Annotated in this window: 18 protein-coding genes and 1 tRNA gene; 8 read left to right on the forward strand and 11 right to left on the reverse strand. The window is 70.3% G+C overall.

What is annotated here, in order from left to right:
- Positions 1–19: 19 nt before the first annotated feature.
- On the forward strand, positions 20–706 hold the full coding sequence (locus ACGFML_RS14870) for a DUF309 domain-containing protein (RefSeq protein WP_393543616.1): 687 nt from the start codon (positions 20–22) through the stop codon (positions 704–706).
- A 152-nt stretch (positions 707–858) separates the two neighbouring features.
- On the opposite strand, the gene ACGFML_RS14875 is transcribed toward ACGFML_RS14870, so the two are convergent.
- The 5 genes from ACGFML_RS14875 to ACGFML_RS14895 form a co-directional block, all read right to left on the reverse strand.
- Entirely contained in the window at positions 859–2,040 is a 1,182-nt protein-coding gene (locus tag ACGFML_RS14875) for a D-alanyl-D-alanine carboxypeptidase family protein (RefSeq protein WP_393543618.1), read from the reverse strand.
- Between the two features lie 186 nt (positions 2,041–2,226).
- Complete coding sequence (locus tag ACGFML_RS14880) at positions 2,227–3,480, reverse strand: cytochrome P450 (protein WP_393543620.1); 1,254 nt, start codon at positions 3,478–3,480, stop codon at positions 2,227–2,229.
- A gap of 159 nt (positions 3,481–3,639) precedes the next feature.
- Positions 3,640–4,872, reverse strand: a complete 1,233-nt coding sequence (locus ACGFML_RS14885) for an MAB_1171c family putative transporter (protein WP_393543622.1) — start codon at positions 4,870–4,872, stop codon at positions 3,640–3,642.
- Positions 4,865–5,518, reverse strand: a complete 654-nt coding sequence (locus tag ACGFML_RS14890; protein ID WP_393543624.1) for a hypothetical protein — start codon at positions 5,516–5,518, stop codon at positions 4,865–4,867. Before ACGFML_RS14890 ends, ACGFML_RS14885 begins: the two co-directional genes overlap by 8 nt.
- A gap of 4 nt (positions 5,519–5,522) precedes the next feature.
- Positions 5,523–6,008 carry a helix-turn-helix domain-containing protein gene (locus ACGFML_RS14895; protein ID WP_393543626.1) on the reverse strand — a complete coding sequence of 162 codons (486 nt, stop codon included), beginning with the start codon at positions 6,006–6,008 and terminating at the stop codon, positions 5,523–5,525.
- Positions 6,009–6,335: 327 nt separating this feature from the next.
- Here ACGFML_RS14895 and ACGFML_RS14900 point away from each other — a divergent pair, with 327 nt between their 5' ends.
- Complete coding sequence (locus ACGFML_RS14900) at positions 6,336–6,866, forward strand: carboxylesterase family protein (RefSeq protein WP_393543627.1); 531 nt, start codon at positions 6,336–6,338, stop codon at positions 6,864–6,866.
- A 315-nt stretch (positions 6,867–7,181) separates the two neighbouring features.
- Here the strand turns inward: ACGFML_RS14900 and ACGFML_RS14905 are convergent, their stop codons facing one another.
- Complete coding sequence (locus ACGFML_RS14905; protein ID WP_393543629.1) at positions 7,182–7,838, reverse strand: hypothetical protein; 657 nt, start codon at positions 7,836–7,838, stop codon at positions 7,182–7,184.
- Positions 7,810–10,254: a hypothetical protein gene (locus ACGFML_RS14910; RefSeq protein ID WP_393543631.1), complete on the reverse strand. Its 2,445-nt coding sequence runs from the start codon at positions 10,252–10,254 to the stop codon at positions 7,810–7,812. The genes ACGFML_RS14905 and ACGFML_RS14910 overlap by 29 nt, the downstream gene beginning before the upstream one ends.
- Before the next feature lie 44 nt (positions 10,255–10,298).
- On the opposite strand from ACGFML_RS14910, the gene ACGFML_RS14915 reads away from it, so the two are divergent.
- The gene (locus tag ACGFML_RS14915) at positions 10,299–11,549 is read left to right on the forward strand and encodes an erythromycin esterase family protein (protein WP_393543633.1); all 1,251 of its coding nucleotides are present in this window, start codon (positions 10,299–10,301) and stop codon (positions 11,547–11,549) included.
- Positions 11,550–11,560: 11 nt separating this feature from the next.
- Here ACGFML_RS14915 and ACGFML_RS14920 read toward each other — a convergent pair whose 3' ends face one another.
- The 3 genes from ACGFML_RS14920 to ACGFML_RS14930 all read right to left on the reverse strand — a co-directional run bounded on the left by ACGFML_RS14920 (position 11,561) and on the right by ACGFML_RS14930 (position 13,651).
- Entirely contained in the window at positions 11,561–12,082 is a 522-nt protein-coding gene (locus ACGFML_RS14920) for a hypothetical protein (protein ID WP_393543635.1), read from the reverse strand.
- On the reverse strand, positions 12,082–12,345 hold the full coding sequence (locus ACGFML_RS14925) for a hypothetical protein (RefSeq protein ID WP_393543637.1): 264 nt from the start codon (positions 12,343–12,345) through the stop codon (positions 12,082–12,084). The genes ACGFML_RS14920 and ACGFML_RS14925 overlap by 1 nt, the downstream gene beginning before the upstream one ends.
- Before the next feature lie 532 nt (positions 12,346–12,877).
- Positions 12,878–13,651 carry a hypothetical protein gene (locus ACGFML_RS14930; RefSeq protein WP_393543638.1) on the reverse strand — a complete coding sequence of 258 codons (774 nt, stop codon included), beginning with the start codon at positions 13,649–13,651 and terminating at the stop codon, positions 12,878–12,880.
- A 1,252-nt stretch (positions 13,652–14,903) separates the two neighbouring features.
- Between ACGFML_RS14930 and ACGFML_RS14935 the strand changes: the two genes are divergently transcribed.
- Positions 14,904–15,233, forward strand: coding sequence for a helix-turn-helix transcriptional regulator (locus ACGFML_RS14935; RefSeq protein WP_393543640.1), 330 nt, complete (start codon positions 14,904–14,906; stop codon positions 15,231–15,233).
- Entirely contained in the window at positions 15,223–16,209 is a 987-nt protein-coding gene (gene xerC / locus ACGFML_RS14940) for a tyrosine recombinase XerC (RefSeq protein WP_393543641.1), read from the forward strand. Before ACGFML_RS14935 ends, xerC begins: the two co-directional genes overlap by 11 nt.
- A gap of 107 nt (positions 16,210–16,316) precedes the next feature.
- Here xerC and ACGFML_RS14945 read toward each other — a convergent pair.
- A tRNA-Pro gene (locus ACGFML_RS14945) sits at positions 16,317–16,390 on the reverse strand.
- A 164-nt stretch (positions 16,391–16,554) separates the two neighbouring features.
- On the opposite strand from ACGFML_RS14945, the gene ACGFML_RS14950 reads away from it, so the two are divergent.
- The 3 genes from ACGFML_RS14950 to ACGFML_RS14960 all read left to right on the forward strand — a co-directional run bounded on the left by ACGFML_RS14950 (position 16,555) and on the right by ACGFML_RS14960 (position 18,606).
- On the forward strand, positions 16,555–16,848 hold the full coding sequence (locus tag ACGFML_RS14950; protein ID WP_393543643.1) for a YiaA/YiaB family inner membrane protein: 294 nt from the start codon (positions 16,555–16,557) through the stop codon (positions 16,846–16,848).
- A gap of 83 nt (positions 16,849–16,931) precedes the next feature.
- Complete coding sequence (locus ACGFML_RS14955; protein ID WP_393543645.1) at positions 16,932–17,633, forward strand: transketolase; 702 nt, start codon at positions 16,932–16,934, stop codon at positions 17,631–17,633.
- Positions 17,634–17,703: 70 nt separating this feature from the next.
- Positions 17,704–18,606, forward strand: coding sequence for a transketolase family protein (locus ACGFML_RS14960; RefSeq protein ID WP_393543647.1), 903 nt, complete (start codon positions 17,704–17,706; stop codon positions 18,604–18,606).

Here is an 18,606-nt window from a genome sequence, read left to right on the forward strand (position 1 = left end):
CACGGCGCACAATCGAGGGGTGAGCGGCACGGAGGAACGAGACAACAGGCCCGGCGGGCCCGACACGGGCGGCGATCCGGCCTGCTGGCTGCACCGGGTGTGCGACGCGTGCGGACGGATCCGCGAACAGCCGGACGGCGACGCGTGCGAGCACTGCGGCGCCGGGCCGGAGACCGCCGCCGGGCCGGAGAACGCCGCCGCGCCACCGCCCGTCGCCCCGTCCCGCCCCCGGGACCGTGACGAACAGGGCCGGGCCCGAAACGCCCGGCCCCGGGACGGGCTCGGCCGTCCGCTGCCGTACGGCTCCCCTGGCGTGGCGCGACAGCCCGAGGGGGTTCCCCGGACCCCCGCACAGGCACTGGCCGAGGCCCAGCAACTGCTCGACGACGGGATGCCGTTCCATGCGCACGAGGTCCTGGAGGACTCCTGGAAGGCCGCGCCGGAGGCGGAACGGGGGCTGTGGCGGGGGCTGGCCCAACTCGCGGTCGGCCTCACACACGCGGCACGCGGCAATGCCTCCGGTGCCGCGTCGCTGCTCGGCAGGGGCGTGACGGCCCTCGCGCCCTATGCGGACGCCGCCCCGTACGGCATCGACATCGCCGGACTGACGTGCTGGGCAACGGAGTTGACCGGGCGGCTGGACAGCTCCACCGCCCCGGTCCAGGCAGCCGGGTCGGCGCCTCGGCTGCTGCGCGACCCCCGGTAGCGGACTTCGCGGCGCCGACGTCGACGTGGCCCCCCTCTCGTTCGGATCACCGGCGGACAGAGGGAGAGGGGGTGGCCCCGGAACACGTACGGCGTTCCGGGGCCACCCCGCTCGTGCGGACGAACCCGCCGGGCGACCGGAGACGAAACGGCCTACGCCGCCTCCTCCGGAGTCCCGCGCCGCCGGCGGTGCCGTCGACGGATGAACGTGCCGGCCAGGGCGAGCGCCACGGCGCCGAACCCGCCTCCCCACAGGGCGGCGGCGGAGGCGCCGCCGGACGCCGGAGGCGCGGCCTTCACCTTGACGGTGTCGGTGGTCAGCGTGCGTATCCTGCTGTCGTCCCCGGGAACGGTGCCCACCGTGCGCAGGGTGTCGATCGGTCGGGCCTTCGCGGCGCTGTCGAAGCCCCAGTCCAGCAGGGCTCCCGCCTCCTTGTAGACCGCGTTGTTCTCCCCGGACTGCGGGTTCATCACGGTGACCAGGAGGGTGCGGCCGTCCCGGCGGGCGGCGGCGACGAGGGTGTTGCCGGCGTTGGTGGTGTAGCCGTTCTTGACGCCGATGATGCCGGGGTAGCGGGTCATTCCGTGGGAGCCCGACAGCAGCCGGTTGGTGTTCTCGATCTGGTTCACGCCCTCCTTGGTGGGGAACCCCGCACGGGCGGTGGCGCAGTAGCCTGCGAAGTCGGCGTTGGCGAGACCGGCCCGGCCGAAGACGGTCAGGTCGTACGCCGAGGAGACCTGCCCCGGCGTGTCGTAGCCGTCCGGGGACTTCACGGAGGTGTCACGGGCGCCGAGCTCGCGGGCGGTCTGCTGCATCTCCTTGGCGGTGGCGTCCCAGCCGCCGTTCATCGACGCCAGGACGTGGACGGCGTCATTGCCGGAGCGGAGGAAGACCCCGCGCCACAGATCGGCGACCGTGTAGCGGCCGCCCTGTTCGACGCCGACGAGGCTGCTGCCGTCCCCGACGCCTTCGAGGTCGGTGGCGCTCACCTGGCGGACGGTGCCCGCCGTGAACTTCGGGAGCACGGTGACCGCGAAGAGCGTCTTGAGGGTGCTGGCCGGGGGGAGTCGGCGGTGCGGCGCCTTGGCCGCGAGGACATCGCCGGTGCCGGCGTCGGAGAGCATCCAGGAGCGGGCGGAGAGCCCGTCCGGCAACTCCGGCGCGCCGGGCGACGTGACGGGCCGGACGCCCGCGCCCTGCACGGCGGGCCGACGGCTCCCCGGTCCGGCGGCCCCGGGGTGGGCCTCGGCAGGTATGGAAGTCAGGGTGATACCGGCGACAGCGAGTGCCGCGACCGCGGCGGCCCTTCCGGAATACAGCACGTCGGTTGCCATGCCGTCACGCTAAGAACGGCCACGGCGGCCCGCAGCGTGGATGCGCCAGACGGACCAAGGGCGCGCCGGGCGCTCGGCGTGTCGCGTCGTGGACGCGGGTCGCATCTGCAAACAGCGACCCGCCCGGTGCGACGGGGGATGCACACCGGGCGGGTCTCAAGACCTTTTTACCGCATCGGAGGGTGGTTATGCCTCAAAAACTTGTTCGTTTCTCGATTTCCAGGTGACGGGCAGCGAAATCAGGCCACGCGCGCGCAACGACCGTCGGCGGCGCAGATCGCCCTGCGCCACGCCCCGTCGCAGTCCCGGAAACCGGCTGATGAGCGCGCCGAGGGCGATCTCGGCCTCCATCCGGGCCAACGGGGCGCCGAGGCAGCGATGGATGCCGTGCCCCAGCGCGAGGTGCCCGGAGAGGTCCCGGTGGGGGTCGAACGTGTCCGGATCGGGGAAGCGGGCCGGGTCGCGGTTCGCGGAAGCGATGCCGAGCAGCACGGTCTCCCCGGTCCGGATCCGTACGCCGCCGATCTCCAGGTCCTCCGTGGGGAACCGGCGGATCGCCAGCGGCGCGGGCCCGTCGTGACGCAGGAACTCATCCACGGCCTGCGGTAGTTCGTGGGGGTGACGGAGCAACCGGTCGTACAGGTCCGGATGTTCGAGCAGCGTGAGCGCGGCGTTGCCGATGAGGTGGACGGAGTTCTCGTAGCCGGCGAAAAGGATCAGGAAGGCGAGGGAGGTCAGTTCGTCCTCGGTGAGCCGGTCGCCGTCGGTGTCGTCCGCTCCGTCGCGTACCGCGATCAGGTCCGAGAGCAGATCGTCGCCCGGCGCGGCGCGCTTGCCGGCGATCAGGCCGGTGAAGAACTCCAGCATCGCCCCGATCGCCTGCTTCATCAGCTCCGGCCTGGTGGGGTCGGGTGTGATCAGGGCGTCCGTCCAGGCCCGGAAGTCGTGCCGGTCGCGCTGCGGGACGCCGAGCAGGTCACAGATCACGATGACCGGCAGCGGCCCCGCGTAGTCGGCGATCAGATCCGCCGGGCCGCCCCGCGCCTCCATGGCGTCCAGCAGCTCGTCGGCGATCCGCCGCACGGGCTCCCGGAGCGTGTCCATCCGGCCCGTGGTGAAGGCCTTCACCACCAGGCGGCGCACCCGGGTGTGCTCCGGCGGATCCATGTTCAGCAAGTTGGCGTCCAACGCGGGCGGCAGCGAGAAACCCCGGTAACCGCCGGGCGCCGCATGGCGCTTGTCCAGGGACAGCCGCGGATCGGCCAGCGCGTCGCGGACGTCGTCGTAACGGGTGACCAGCCAGGCGGGGTGGCCGTCGGGTCCGGTGATCCGGTGCACCGGACCCGACGCGCGGAGCGCGGCGGACGCGGCGTGGGGGTCGTCGAGGAGGGGCGTCACGTCGATGGGGGCATCGGGGCCGGGCTCGGCGGTGTTCTGCATGGAGCCCGACTCTAGACGGCTGCCTCCGGGTGCGCCGGGCGCGTGACGCGGCCCGCGACGGCCGGGCGGCACCGGCGCCTACGGACCGGTGCCGCCCCCGTCGTACGGGTGGCCCGGACCCCCGTGCCGGGCCACCCTGTCTGTGTGGTCGCGCCGCCGCTATCCGGACGACACGGAGCTGCGCTGGCGCAGTTCGGTGAGCACGGTCTCTATCAGCGGCGAGTGATAGACATCCGCGACCAGCGCCAAGTGTTCGTACTCCGCGGTGAGTTCGGCACCCTCCGCGCCGGTGGCAGTGCCGGTGGCGACCACCACGCTGTCGGCTCCGTGGGTCGGTGCATGGCCCACCGAGCGGTTCTCCAGCCCGCGGCGGAGCGCAACGGCTTCCGCGACCGCGGCCAGCTGCCGGTCGTCGAGCGACACACCGCGGGCCCGCTCCCGGGCGATGTCGACGGCGTCGTACTCGACATGGCGGCGGATGCCGCGCTGGACGTCCCGGATCTCCGCCATCTGCCGGTTGGCTCGCCATTCCAGGTCGGCGAACGGCCACCGGCCCGCCCAGTTCGACCGTTCCATGGTGACCTCGGGGGTGTCCGCGGTGACGGTCCGCCAGAGCGGGGAGAGGCGGCGCAGCCGGCGCCAGGCGGCGGCCCGGGGGCCGGCGGCGGGCAGGGCGAATCCGGCGAGCACCAAGATCGCCGCGACCGAAGCGCTCAGCGGGGCCACGCCGTTGGAGAGCCAGAGCACCGGGTGGCCCGTCCAGGAGAGGACGAATCCGATGACCTTGCAGGCGCAGTAGACCAGGCCGAGCCAGCAGCCCGCGCCCAGCAGCCGTAGGCCGCGGGCCAGCCAGGTGGTGCCGAGCCGCCCGGCATAGCGCGGGCAGAGCGTCCCCAGGCCCGCCAGGCTCGCGCCGAAGACGGCCAGATACAGGACCAGGAAGAGCATCACGCCCGGCGAGTCCGTGTAGGCCGTGCTGAAGTCGCGGGGATGCTCCACGGAATCCGGGCGGCCGACCGCGAAGCCCGTGACGGCGACCGCCCACAGCGCGGCCACCGCACCGACGGCGGCGCGCGCCCGGGTGCGCGCGCGGGCCCGGGCGGCTTCCCCCTCGCCCGCCGTCCAGCGCAGCAGCAGCACCAGCGCGCCCGCGGCGAACACCACGACGGAGGAGTAGAGGAAGACCATGGCGAGGTTGGCCACGCCGGTCAGCCGGTCGAAGAGGCGGTAGAGGGAGGGCGCGGAGAACAGGAAGACCGTGGCCACCCCGCCGGTCATGACACAGGTGAGGCCGAGGTCGGCGTTGGCGCGGTCGCGGAACCAGGCGGCGGCCTTGTAGCCGACGAGGGCCCAGGCGACCGCCGCGAAGGCGAGGTAGATGACGTCAAACACCCCGGGGACCCCCGTTTCCGGCCGCATCCGTCTCCTGCTGGTGCCGGATGTGCTGGAGCGCCGGGCCGAGCGCCGCCGCGAGTTCGGCCGCCGTTCCCTCCAGCGGCACATCCCGCTCCCCCGCCGACGGGGCGACCCGCTCCATCAGCAGCGTGCCCAGCACCTCGGTCTCGCGCTCGGCGAGGTTGTCGTACCCGTGGTGCCGGGCGAGTCCGGCCGTCAGCCCGAGTCGGCGCATGGCGGTGGCCACGTCGACCGACGGCGTCCACATCCGCAGGGCGTCCTCCGTAATGGCCGGATCCTGCGCATGCCCCAGCAGCAGATGGCTCAGCTCGTGCAACACGATGTGCGTCTGGTGCCAGGGGGACGTCTTGAGCTCGAAGAAGACCCAGTAGCCGTCGTCCGTGGACGCGGTCATCCCCGAGACCACCCCGCCCAGGCTCATCGGGACCATGTGCACCGGCCGTTGCACCCGCGCGGCGACGATGTCGCACATCTCCCGGAGATCGATGGCGGCGGGCAGCGCCAGCTCCCTGATCAGCTGCTTGCACCGCCTGCGTATCTGCCCCACTCGCATGGTCGTCCCGTCCTCGTGTCCCATCCGCCGCCAGAAGGCGAAGATCTGGTCGGGCCCGACGGTGGGCATCGGATCACTCCGCACACCGCTCACCACCCTCATCCGGCGGATCGGCCGGCAGGTTCATCTGCCGCCGGAACTGGGAGATGATCGTCGTCAGGCTGTCCTGCACCTCCGGCGGCAGCCCCACGGAGCGCAGGGCGATGGCCCGCACCCGCTGGTCGCGCATGGCCGCCAGGAAGCGGACCTCCTCCTCCACCCGCGCGGCCTGTGGCTGCGAGAGGTCGCCCAGCAGATAGCCGACCGGTACGGCGAAGAACCTGGCGAGCGCGCGCAGCAACTCCGGACCCGGGTTGGTGCGCCTGCCGTTGCGCAGCATCGACAGATACTGCTCGGTGACCTTGACGCCGCCGTACTCCGCCGCGTCGCCGCTGATCTCGTCGGCCACAAAGGAGTTGGTGTACGGAGCACCGGCCGGATGCATGTGCGCGAAGAGATGGTTGAGCCGTTCCGCGAGCGTGCTGCTCGCCTCCGCGGGCCCGTCACCCCCGACCGTCATGCCATCGCCCCGCCCTCCGGACTCCTTCGGGCCCCGCGGCCACCCACCAGGCCGAGCCCAACGAACAGTTAAGGACGCCGGGACCTCTGTCGACATCCTGTCACGGGAGGAACGCCCCGCACCAGTCCACTTACGGACAGTGAGGAGCGCCGGACTTAACCGGGAGTTGAGTTCACCCTGCGCATCGGCAGCCCTCGGCAGCCCCTGCCGTCCCACCGGCCACCTTCCCTCTCGGCCACACCCGGCACCCGCCGGGTCCCGGAGAATTCCCTACGCCGCGTCCCAGGTCGGGGACCTGCGCCTCGCCCCGCCCTGGGCGACATTGCCGTGGCCACCGTCAACTACCGCATCGGGCCGCCGGGTTGCCTCCATCTGCCGGGCATCGGCGCGGACAACCCGGGCCTGCTGGACCGGACCGCCGCGCTGCGCTGGGTGGCCACCAACCTCGCGGCGTTCGGCGGCGATCCGACGCTGGTCACCGTGGCCGGCCAGTCCTCGGGCGCGTACGGCGCCCTGCTGCCGGCGCTCTCCCCCGAGGGCGGCCCGCCGGTGCGCCGGGTGATCGCCCAGAGCGCGCCGCTGAGCCTGCCGCTCCAGGACCCGGAGCAGGCCGCCGCGACCGCCGTCAGCCATCTGCGACTCCTCGGACGGCGAGCCGTGAGCGGGGAGCAGTTGGGGAGGCACGGAAGGGGCGCGGGGACCCAGGGTCGGCGCGCCCGCCCAACAGAGGAGGACCGGGGCCCGAGAGGCGAGGAGCGCGGCCGGAGAACGGGGCCGGAGACGACCGAGGGCCGGTTTCCACTTCCGTGGAAACCGGCCCTGATCTGCGACGTAAAACGTCGGGACGACAGGATTTGAACCTGCGACCCCTTGACCCCCAGGAGCAGGGGTCATCCCTTTTGTCTGCGTATACAGCCAGAAATGAGGGAGCATGGCGCGCGGCGACGTGCGTGCCGTTCAGGTGTGCGGAAACCGTGTGGTCCCCAACTGGTCCCCATAGGGCACGTTCCGTTGGCCAGCGATCGCCGCAACAGCAAGGCCGACACCGCGCAACGGTGACTCATCCGACAGTCGTGTCTGTTGGACGAGGGTGGGGCGGCCGGGCTCTCGGAATCCGGCCGTATCCGGGACGTTGGAACGGAGGTGAGGTGGCGGGGTTAGTGAGGTGCCGCTTCAGTGGGCGGGGAGACGGAGGCAGACGAAGTCCTTCGTCGTGAGGACGCCGAGGAGGTCTTCGCCTGCAAGGGCGACGGCGTCCACCCTGGCACCAGGATGGACACGGAAGGTCACTCGATCGGCGTCGGCATCCAGGAAGATCAGGCTCTGGTCGGGGCGGACGACGAGCACGAGACGGCGGCCGTGCACGGTCAGCAGCCGGAGGACCGGGTATGCGCGGCGGTGGCTCATGTCCTCGTAGCGCCACAGCGGCTTGCCCGAGAGGGCGTGGAACACCGAGATTCCGCCGTCGAGCAGGACACCGATCACCGGTTCGCCGCGCCACAGGCCCAGGTGATGGCCACTCAGCGGAGGGGCGGAAGACCCGAACAGAGAGAAACCGAGCCCGCCGTCCGGGAAGGAGTAGACCTGGATCCCACCGCCATGTGCGTGCGGCACTGCAGCGAGCAGGTTTCCCTCGTGTTCGACATACTGCACCGATACCCCGTTGCCGCGTGTGTGCCACTGCCCGACCAGCTCTCCGTCCAACGACCATGCTCTGAACCAGTTGCTGTGCGGGCCGACGATCACGTCCTTGCCCTGGAGCTGGCCGAGTCCTGGTGTCAGGCGGTTCGGGAGCCGCAGGTCACGCAGGTCTTTGTCGAGGAAGGTCACGTGGGTCGGGCCCCAGAACAAGTCCTGCCAGCTGTATCGCAGGGGTGGCAGTTCCGGGTGGCCGACTGTGCGGTGGTTCGAGGCCGCGTGCCCGCGCGGGGGAGTCACATCGTCCCCCGTGGCGGCGTCGAGGAACCTGTCGAGGAAGAAGAACGACTGACGGCCGGCGTACTGACCGGTGCTCAGGGTGGGCCAGAGCCGGTTGTGGTGTTTCCGCCGGCTCGGCGGACCCGCCGGTGACCGCAGGGTCCACACCCTCGGAGTGGGGCTGTCGCCCTGCCAGGACAGGACGTGATGTCCTTGGGTGTCTGTCAGGACATGGCGAAAGAACGCGGGGGATCCACTGATCGTGGCGGCGGCCCGCAGGCGGCCATCGAGGCCGACGACACCGAGCTCGTCGTCGGGTTCTCCGTAGCAGAGCAGGAACTCGCCGGAACTCCGTCCATTCGGCCAGAGTGCTGCTGTGCACGGTCCGCTTGCGTTGCCCTTCCATCGCCACCGGCGGACTCGCGAGCGTCGAGACCACCCACGTCCTGTCCTCCCATACAGCCACGGAAAGGATCACGTCGCCCTTGGCGCGGCGTGGATGGGAGGACCTCGTCACCTGCCACCCGGCGCTCGGGTCGACGACCCACTCCCAGATCCGTCCGTGACCCACGCTGTCCACGTCATTGCCGGCGATCACCACCACGAGTTGCCCCGCGCGCATGCCCATGCCGATCCGCCAGCCGCCGCGTGAGCTGTACCACCACGGGGGTGTGCGTCCGACCTGGGGCACCGGGACACGCGCCAGTTTTCTGCCGTCGGTCGGATCCACCAGAAGGATCGCTCCGGGTTCCAGCAGCGCCACGACGGGCCGACCTTCGACGTCCGTGACGGCCCACGCGAACGCCCGAGTCGGCACCGAGGGTCCTGCGGGGGCGAGGGTACGCAGATCGAAGAGCCCGAGCACCGCCCGGGAACCGAACCCCTCCTGGGCGCCGGACAGTACGAGGAGCCGCGAGGACTCCGCACCGGGCAGCGGGGCGAGAGCCCGAACGGGATGATCGGCGGCGCCCGGCAGTTCGCCCAGGCTCGTTCCCGTGGCGAAGTCCCACAGCCGTACCCGGTTGGGGGTCTCCGCCGTGACGACCACCTTCCGGCCGTCGAACTCCAGCAGGGTGACAGCGGTCACCTCACCCTCGTAACTGCCGATCGCCCGGTAGCCCGCAGCCCTGTCGTCGAGGGGCACGGTCCACTCGGTGTCCCACGGCAGACGCTCGCCGCCCCGGGCCTCTGCCGCTTCGGCGAGCTCATGGGCGCCCGATTGGAGCGCGGACAGCCGGAGTTGGGCCAGCCGGGCCCGTGGATCGGGTTCCCGGGACAGCTCCGGTCCCACCTGCTCGTAGACGGCCCGCGCGGCTCTTCCCGGAGTGGACCGTACGGACGGCAGCCCCCGTTGCAAGGCCGTCGGTTCGGCGTGGACCAGAAATCCCGGGTCGCATACCAGGTCGTCGAGGAGGCCGCAGCCCGCGGCATGGGTGGCGAGGTGGGCCAGGACGTAAGGGTCCGCTCCCGACCAGTCGCGCAGGCCCGCTGCCGCATCGGTGGGGACGAGGGAGAGCAGGACGCGAGTGACGGCAGTCAGGGCACCAAGTGCCGCGTCCGCGCGCAACTCGTCCGCGAACGACTCATGGTAGAGGCGGTAGACCGAGCGACCGCCGGCGTCCAGTTCCTCGACGATGTACGCGCCCGCAGCCCGCATCACCCACCGGATGTCGTCCGACGTCACCGGGACGCCCGTCAGCTCCGAGGCGACCGCCGGCCACACCGTGGCACTGGGCAGCCCCGCACCCTGGGCCAGAGCGAGGGGAAGCAGCAGGGAACGGGCACGGTCGGCGTGTTCGTGAAGCTGGTCGCGCAGGACCCAGCGGAAGACGGGGCCAGCTGTGAGGGACGGTCTGTCCGTGGGACGCGGGATCTGCTGCCGCCAGCCAGGGGTTTTGGTGTCGAGAGGGCCGGGGCGGTGGGCGAGAGCCCGAGCGATCAAACGGGCGACGAGGTAATTGTTGCCCTCGGCGTGCGCGGCGATCGCCTCGGCGACCTGCCGGGAGCCGGCAACGCCCTCGTACGCTCCGGTACTGCCGAGACCGTCGGGGGCCCGGAGCGCCGCGCCGGCCTGCGGGTGCACCACAGCCAGCCGAACCTCGGCGCCCGCGCTCTGGTCGACTCCGGCACCTTCGCCCACGGTTCGCCCGAGGACATCGCCGAGCAGTTGGCCGAATACGGTCGGGCGGGCGTGGACGAAGTTGTCGTCAACGTCGCTGGCGTGTACTCCGAACACGGACACCCGGACGCCGTGCAGGACCTCCAGGACATCCTCGCCGCGTGCCGGGAGAAGGAGCAGACACACGATCAGGTGCGGGTGTACGGGCACGCCGAGGCGCCGCCCGGTCGCACGCAGGGAGGAGACGCACCACAGTGCCCGACGACATCGCTCGCTGGCTGACCGAGCACGCCAGACCGCTCGGCACGCTGACACCTGGCGCTCCGCACCAGGACCTCGAACCGCTCGGCGACGCCCTGCGGGACGTACGGATCGTCGGTCTGGGCGAATCCACCCATGGCACCCGAGAGTTCTTCCGGCTCAAGCACCGGATCGTGGAGTTCCTGGTGCGCGAGGCGGGCTTCACCACCTTCGCCATGGAGGCCAGCGCGTCCGCCGCCCGCGCCCTGGACGCGTACGTGCGGCACGGCACCGGGGACCCCGCGCGCCTCCTCACCCGCCTGGGGTTCTGGACCTGGCGCACCGAGGAGATGCTCGGCCTCGTCGAGTGGCTGCGTGCCCACAATCGCGGGCTCCCCGAGGGTCGGCGGGTGCGCTTCGTAGGCACGGATCCCCAGCGCTGCGCCGACTCGGTCGAGGCGGTCGCCGCCTTCCTGCGCCGGGTGGCGCCCGAGCGGGTGGATGACGTGCGCGAACTGGAGGTGCTGGCGCAGGCCCGCCCCGCTTCACAGCCCGACCCGGAGCAGGCTCTCCTGCGCCGCGCCGAGGCCCTCGCCGGCTTTCTGGAGGACCACCGGGAGGAGTTCGCCCGGCACACCACGGTGGACACCGCGGACGAGGCCCTGGAGCACGCGCGGATCCTCACCCGCGCCGCCGATCTGGTGACGTGCTCTCCCGACCTGCCCTCCGGGGAGAACAGCGTGTTCGCCGTCCGTGACCGCTACATGGCCGAGGCCGTGGCGCGCCTGGTCGACGACAGCCCCGACGCGCGCGTCATGGTCTGGGCGCACAACGGACACATCGCGAGGGGCACGTACGGAGAGGGGGTGCCCTCGCTCGGCAGCAGACTCCGAGAGCGCTACGGCGACGGCTACTACGCACTGGCCCTGCTCTTCGGCAAGGGCTCCTTCCGCGCCCGCCGCGGCGCCGACCCGCAGGGCCCGCCCCTCCGGCACCGCATCGGCACGGGAATCCGGTCCGTCGAAGCGCGGCTCGCGGACGCCGTCCCCGGCGACTACTACGCCGACCTGCGCGCCGCCGGCCCCTCACCCGAAGCCGCGCAGTGGCTACGCGCCCCGCACACGCAGCGCAGCTTCGGTGCCCACGTGCCACGGTTCGTCTACCGCTTCCACGTGGCACCGCTCGTACCGGCAGAGGACTACGACGGCATCGCCTTCGTCGCCCGCTCCACCTGCTCCCGCCTCCTGCCACCCGCGCAGACCTGAGCACCACCGCTTCAGGGCCACATGGCGAGCGCCGCGTCCAGGGTCAGCTTCCATATCGGCTCGGCTCCGGTGCCGAACGCGGCGGCGAGCGCGTACCCGACGGACGCGTCGTACGGGCCCGGTACGGTGCCCGTCTCCCACTCGGCCGTCACGTTCCCATCCCCCGTCGACGTGAAGACGCTGAGGGGCGTGTCGTCCCGCAGCAGCCGGCTGGTGCCGAGTGACACGGGCACCAGCCGGTGACCGTACCCCTTCGCTCCGGATCCGGCGTCCACCCGGTAGGACCTGCGTGTCAGGAACCCCTTGGAGGGCCGCAGGGATACCGCCGTGCCGTCGACGCTCATCGTCAGACGCCCCGGGTCGCGCGTGCCGATCGGCACATGGCTCTCCAAGGGCGTACCGGCAGCCCGCCGCACGTCGGCCCGCGGCACGCCGTCCCCGTCCACGACGAGCACACCGGTCTCGTGGTCGAGAACGACGCCGACCGCGCCGAAGAGCGGATCGTCGGCGGACATGTACGCGATCGGGTGCATCAACAACTCCTTGCCCGGTGCTTCCCTCGTTGATCGTCAGCTCCGCCAGGATCCGGCACGCGCCCGGACACCGGGTCCGTTACCAGCCACAAAGCGGCCTCGCCGCCTCCCTCGGCCCGGCGGCGGATCTCGTTCGGTGCGGCCCAGGCGAATGCCGTTTCGGCTACTTCGCCAGTGAAGGGCTCGCCCCGATAGAGCAAACGTTGAACATGGTCCATGTCGACATCCGGATCATCAACGTCGATTCGCAGCACAGAAATCATCAGGGGTTCTCGTTATTTGACGACAAGCCGGTGAACTTGTTCGGCGAGGTTCAGAGCTCCCCGCTCAGCACCCGTGCCGAACCCCGTCGATTCCCTGCCGATAGTCCCACCCTGACCAGAACTCCCCTTGCTGACCGGCAAGAACGGCCGCACCCGTACCCAAGGAGCCAGCCTCGGAGCTCCGTGACATCGAAAAGGGCCACTCATCCTCGGCGGAGTAAGCCTGCGTCCCACAGCACTGCCCGCCTCAGCTACTCCCGCATCAGAAGACGACGCGACATCACGTGCCAACTCCTGCAAGGACTCCTTACCCAGAATTCGGCCTCCGCGGGATACTGACCTGCACCCCAGGATGCCTGACGCCCCATCAGGATGTGCGTCACGTACGTCGAACACGCATCAAGGTATCGCCCGTAACGCCCACACCGCACATGACGCGCACGGGAAAAACTCCAGGTCAGACGCCCTTAGCCGCCTTCTCCAACACCACAACGCACTCCACATGATGCGTCATCGGCAGCAGGTCGGCGTACTACTCATGCGCGCGCCACCGACCGCCCCGCCGTTCCGGCCCGTCAGGGCTCCATCCCCTGAGATATGGCTTGAGTTGCTCCGGCGTAGGTTCGCGTGCGTCCGGCACCTTCGGAAGCTCGCTCAAGGGGTCGATCGACCTCACGTACGCCCTTGCCCACTCCAGCCAGCGCCGGGACTGGCTCAGAGTCGCCTCGTCCGCAACGCCGTGAAGCTCGCCAATACGACGTTCCAATGCCGTGCAGTACGCGCTGAGGGCAGCAGACTCCTTCCAGCGGCTGGCCTCTTCGCGTAGTACCTGGGCAAGTTGTTCGCGAACAGCCTGTTCTTTCGCCACCTCCACAGCCGCTCGCCAGCGAACTTCGCGTTCCACAATGGCCTGCTGCTCGTCCTGCCTGCGCCGAACGTCTTGTGCCGCTCGTACCTCGATCTCTCCAAGGACCGCGCCCAGGGCCTCTTCCAGCGTCCGGGTCTTCCGATCTCGCCAGCGGCCGGGCCGGTCGGCCAGGCCATGAGCGAGCTCCAGTACGAGGCGAGAGGAGCGGTCGGGATCCGTGGACTGCGGGAACTCCTGCCTGACACTGACGGTGTAAGCGAGGCCGTCGACAGCAATGTCCACTCCGCCCTCGCGTGGGTGGAAGAACGAGTGGGCCTTCCGCACCTCGTACCCTCGCCGGACCGCCTCAGCCGACAGTCCCTGCAGCAGCTGAAGCGACCTTCGGCGGAGCCCAGACGGCATGACGAGTCGGCGCTCGTCGTCTTTGAGCGCGGTCACGATCGGATGAAGGTTCCCCAGTCGTGAAGGAACAGGAACCGGATCCCCGCTCTCCTTCGGCCGTTGACTCCGCGCATTGGGATGCGGGCCATCCGAAGAAACAGCTCCAGCCCCGGCCCACCGTACGGAACCTTCTCGATGCGCTTGCCCGCCGGTTCCAGGCGTGCCGTTTCGCGTAGTTGACGACGCGCCGCCACTCCGCGACCTCGTCGTCATCAGGGTCGGTGAGCCGAACGCGGCCCTCGGCGACGAGCCGCTCGATCAGCTCATGAGCCTTCGCCCGCCGGGTTCGCGCGACGGGCCTCTCGCTGTAGGGCGTCCGAAGGTTGGCGGGCACTGCGGACTCACTGCCACCAGCGACCGCAGAGTCGTCGTCGATCATCAGACCCCACCATCCCGCAAGGCATCGCTCGAGCGCCAGTCACTCGACATCTAAGCTCCACCGCCGAGCCCGTACTGCCGTATGGAGCCGAAAGGCACCCGTCAGCAGTGGGAGTCCCCTGGGACTTTTCTGGGACTTGCGGCCCCATCAAGCGGCACGAGCGTGAAACAGCCGAAAGGACATTCGCGCAGGTCAGCGTCCATAAATCACCCATCGCGGCAGGTCACCGCGTTCGACGGTCTCTTCCGGGACAACTGAGCATCAGGAACGAGCAGCCCCGCGCAGAGCGTCGCCCGCCCTCGGCACCCCATCGGTATCTCCGAAGCCGCTCGTGCTCGACACCAAGGCGTAACAGGCCGATCTTGCCGCTCACATACGCCACTCGGCGAGACATCTCCCCCAGGACGGCATCCCACCACTCCAGCTGACGGTCAACGGGGCCTCGGCCCAGCAGGGAATGGGCTCACAGGCCCAGCGTCAGGTTCCCGGTCCTGCCCCTTCCCAGCCCCACTCACCCTACGCAGCAGCGAAAGAGCAGCCGTCGACGGCAGGAGTCCTGTGGGCCCCCTGGGAATTCCGGCTGCGTCAACGGACACGGCAGTGAAACATCCCAATGACCTCCTACCGCCGTCCGACTCGGCGGCAACATAGCTCGGAAACGCCGGTTAGCCAAACCGGCGTTTCCGGAGACGATTAATGCGCCAACGTCCGCACCCGAGCACAACCACAGATCGAAGCACTGGCGAAGGCGCGTCGCCGCTGCCTGCCGGAAATTTACCGCGCGTTCTCCGTTCGCGAACTGTGCTGTCCGTCTCTGGACTCTTCCGCAGATCCGTCTAGTGTTCCGTACTCCCCCGGGAATAGCCGCACTTGCCCAATGAACTAATAGCAACCATTGCCAACGCCGAACCGCATCGCGATAAGGAGACCACAGCGAACCCTGCAACTCCTCGCCATCATGCCATCTCGCCTGATAGCCAAGCGCTTCTCCTCACCAGCACCTGGTATTCAACCAACGACCTCGCTGCCTGCCTGCAAGTGGACGTCTCAACCCTGCGCCGCTGGCGCACCGCCCAGCCTCCCCAGGGGCCGCCTTTCGTCACGGTCTCGGAACGCGTCGTCATGTACAGCGCCCTCGACGTCGAGGAATGGCTGCGCCACCGACGTACCATCCCGAGCAAGGGGCTTAATGGCCGATAAGACCAACGTTCCTGCCGGTGTCCGGCTCTCAACCGATATCGAATACCGTCCTGACCGCCCCACTCCCTATCGGGCACGTGTCCGGTGGACCGATCCAACTAGCAAGCGCCGCCAGTCACTGTCCGAGGGAAAGGACAGCGAAGAAGAGGCCCAGGAATGGCTCCAGGCCATCATCGAGGCCGCACAGGCCGGCCTGAGCCCGTCGCTGGCCACCATGAAGCTCACCGAATACGGCGAAGCGAACATGGACCTCGCCCTGCGCGGTCTGGAGTTGAAAACGCTGGACCCCTACCTGTCGGGGTGGCGGATGCGCGTGATCCCCGCCCTGGGCCACCTCGCGGTGCGGATGATCACCAATGGTGTCATCGACCGCACCGTGCAGAACTGGATCGCCGACGAGCACAGCCGCTCCACGGTGAAGAACACCATCGCCGTCCTGGTCCGCGTCATGGAGCAGGCAGTCCGCGACGGCATCATCAAGGTCAACCCCGCCCGGGTGACCGGCTGGCAGAAGCTCTACAAGCAGGCCGAGGACGAACTCCACGACCCACGCGCGCTGGCCCTGCCCGACTGGGAAACCCTCGTCGCGCTGGCTGACGCGCTCGTTGCCGGCTCCCACGACCAGTACCGCGGCTGGGGAGACGTGGTCGTCTTCGCCGCGTGCACCGCCGCACGGATCGGCGAGGTCTCAGGCTGCCGCGTCGGGGACATCGACACCAACCACTGGATCTGGACCGTACGGCGCCAGACCACACCCGCGCCCGGCGGGCTGACCGACAAGGGCACCAAGGGCAAGCGGGCCCGCAAGGTTCCCATCGTCGAGGAGATCCGCCCGCTCGTCGCCCAGCGCGTCCTGTCCGCCCCCAGCGCTACCTGCACCCCGACGTACACAAGATCACGGCCGCCGGGGCGGCGCTCACCGCACACCTCAGCGTGCTCCGCGCACCACGCTCGCTGCCGAGCCCGATCGTCATGACCCGCTGACCCCGGTCAAGAACGCCGGTCCCCAACTGGTCCCCAAGAATGATCAAGAGCGGGTTTCGGATACCCCCGAAACCCGCCCTCATCTGCGACCGTCTCCAGTCGGGACGACAGGATTTGAACCTGCGACCCCTTGACCCCCAGTCAAGTGCGCTACCAAGCTGCGCCACGTCCCGGTTGCCCGATCCGGCCGGAGAGTGTCCGGACCGACCGCGCACGAGAACAATACCGCATGTCAGAGGGTGGGCGCTGCCAGGTTCCGGGGCGGCGGGCCGGCGGGCCGGCCGAGATGAGTATCCGTACTCATGCGCCTGTGTCACGGCGCCGCCACGCTACGCGCATGACTACTCCATCGATTCAGCGGCCGACCACCACGGCGTTCTTCGTCCAGTCCGCGATCTCGTTCGGGCTGTCGCTGGTGGCGCTGATGGTCGGGATCATCAAGCTGCCGGTCGGGCCCTGGGAGCGCGGGTTTCTCGCACTCGGCCTGGTCTTCGTGGTGTCGTCGGCGTTCACGCTGGCCAAGTGCGTACGAGACCGGCAGGAGGTCGAGGAGGTGACGAACCGGGTCGACAAGGCCCGGATCGACAAGATCCTCATCGAGCAGGACGTGTTCAAGCCGGGACAGGTCTGATGCCGCCGGCCGGGGACCGCGGGCGCGCGGTCCCCGGCATCGGAGCTTGACCTCAAGGAAACTTGAGGTTGCACGCTCTCCGTATGACGCACGCAACCACCACCGCACCCGGCTTCGCGCAACTGCCGCAGCTGATGAGCCTGATGACGGGCGACGAGAAGCACGGCCCTGCCGCCACGTCCACTCTCGACACCCTCTGGGTGCTCTACGACCGGGTGCTGCGGGTCTCCCCCGCCACCGTCACGGACCCCGGCCGGGACCGCTTTCTGCTCTCCAAGGGCCACGGCCCGATGGCCTACTACGCGGTACTGGCCGCCAAGGGCTTCTTCCCCACCGCCTGGCTCTCCGGCTTCGGCTCGTACGACTCGCCGCTCGGACACCACCCCGACCGGGAGCTGGTGCCCGGCGCGGAGATCGGCAGCGGCTCGCTCGGGCACGGCCTGCCCCTCGGCGTCGGCACCGCCCTCGGACTGCGCGCCCAGGGCCGGACGGCCCCGGCCGTCTGGGTGCTGACCGGCGACGCCGAACTGGACGAGGGCAGCAACCACGAGGCGCTGGCCTTCGCCGGCGCCACCGCCCTGGACCGGCTGCACACCGTCGTCATCGACAATTCCTCCGCCTCGCACGCCCGGCCCGGCGGCATCGTCGCCCGCTTCGCGGCGGCCGGCTGGTCCGTCGCCACCGTCGACGGCCGTGACCACGAGGCGCTGCACTCGGCCTTCGGCGCGCCGCACCCGGGCCGCCCGCACGCGGTGGTCGCCCGCGTCGAGCCCAAGACCACCTGACCGCCCCGCCCCCTCCCTCACCGCTTCTGCGTCTCCCCCTCCCCCTCCCCCTCCCGAAAGGGCTTCCACGATGGACACCATGCGTGAGCGTTTCGCCTCGGTCACCTCGCGACTGCTGGACGAGGACCCGCGGCTCGCGGTCGTTCTCGCCGAGATCGGCAGGGACGGCTTCGCCGATGCGGCCCGGCGGCACCCGCACCGGGTGGTGAATGTCGGCATCAGGGAGCAACTGCTGGTCGGAGTGGGTGGCGGGCTGGCACTGACCGGGCTGCGGCCGATCCTGCACACCTTCGCCAGCTTCCTGGTGGAGCGCCCCTTCGAGCAGGTGAAGCTGGACTTCGGTCACCAGGGTGTGGGCGGGGTGCTGGTCAGCGCCGGCGGCTCCTACGACTGGCCCAGTGGCGGCTTCACCCATATGGCACCCGGCGATATCGCCCTGCTCGACACCCTCGACGGCTGGACCGTGCAGGTGCCCGGCCACCCGGACGAGGCGGAGGCGCTGCTGCGGCAGGCCGCGGCGGCCGGCGACGACAAGGTGTACGTACGCCTGTCGATGCAGACCAACGCGGCGCCGCGGCCGGTGGACGATGCTCGCTTCCACGCCGTGCGACAAGGCCACCGGGGGGTCGTGGTGGCGGTCGGGCCGATGCTCGACGCCGTCCTCGCGGCGACCGAAGGGCTGGCGGTGACCGTGCTGTACGCCACGACCGTGCGGCCCTTCGACGCGGCGACACTGCGGGCCACGGTCGGGGCCGCCGACGCGGCGGACGTGGTGATCGTCGAGCCGTGCCTCGCGGGCACCTCGACCCGGTTCGCGAACGAGGCTCTTCAGGACCGGCCGCACCGGGTCCTGGGGCTGGGCGTCGGCCACCGGGAACTGCGCCGCTACGGACGGATCGACGAGCACCTGGCGGCACACGGCCTCGACCCGCGCGGCCTGCGGGAGCACATCACCGAGTTCCTGGCGCAGTAG

This window comes from Streptomyces sp. NPDC048650 (genome assembly GCF_043199095.1).
In the GTDB taxonomy this organism is placed as follows: domain Bacteria; phylum Actinomycetota; class Actinomycetes; order Streptomycetales; family Streptomycetaceae; genus Streptomyces.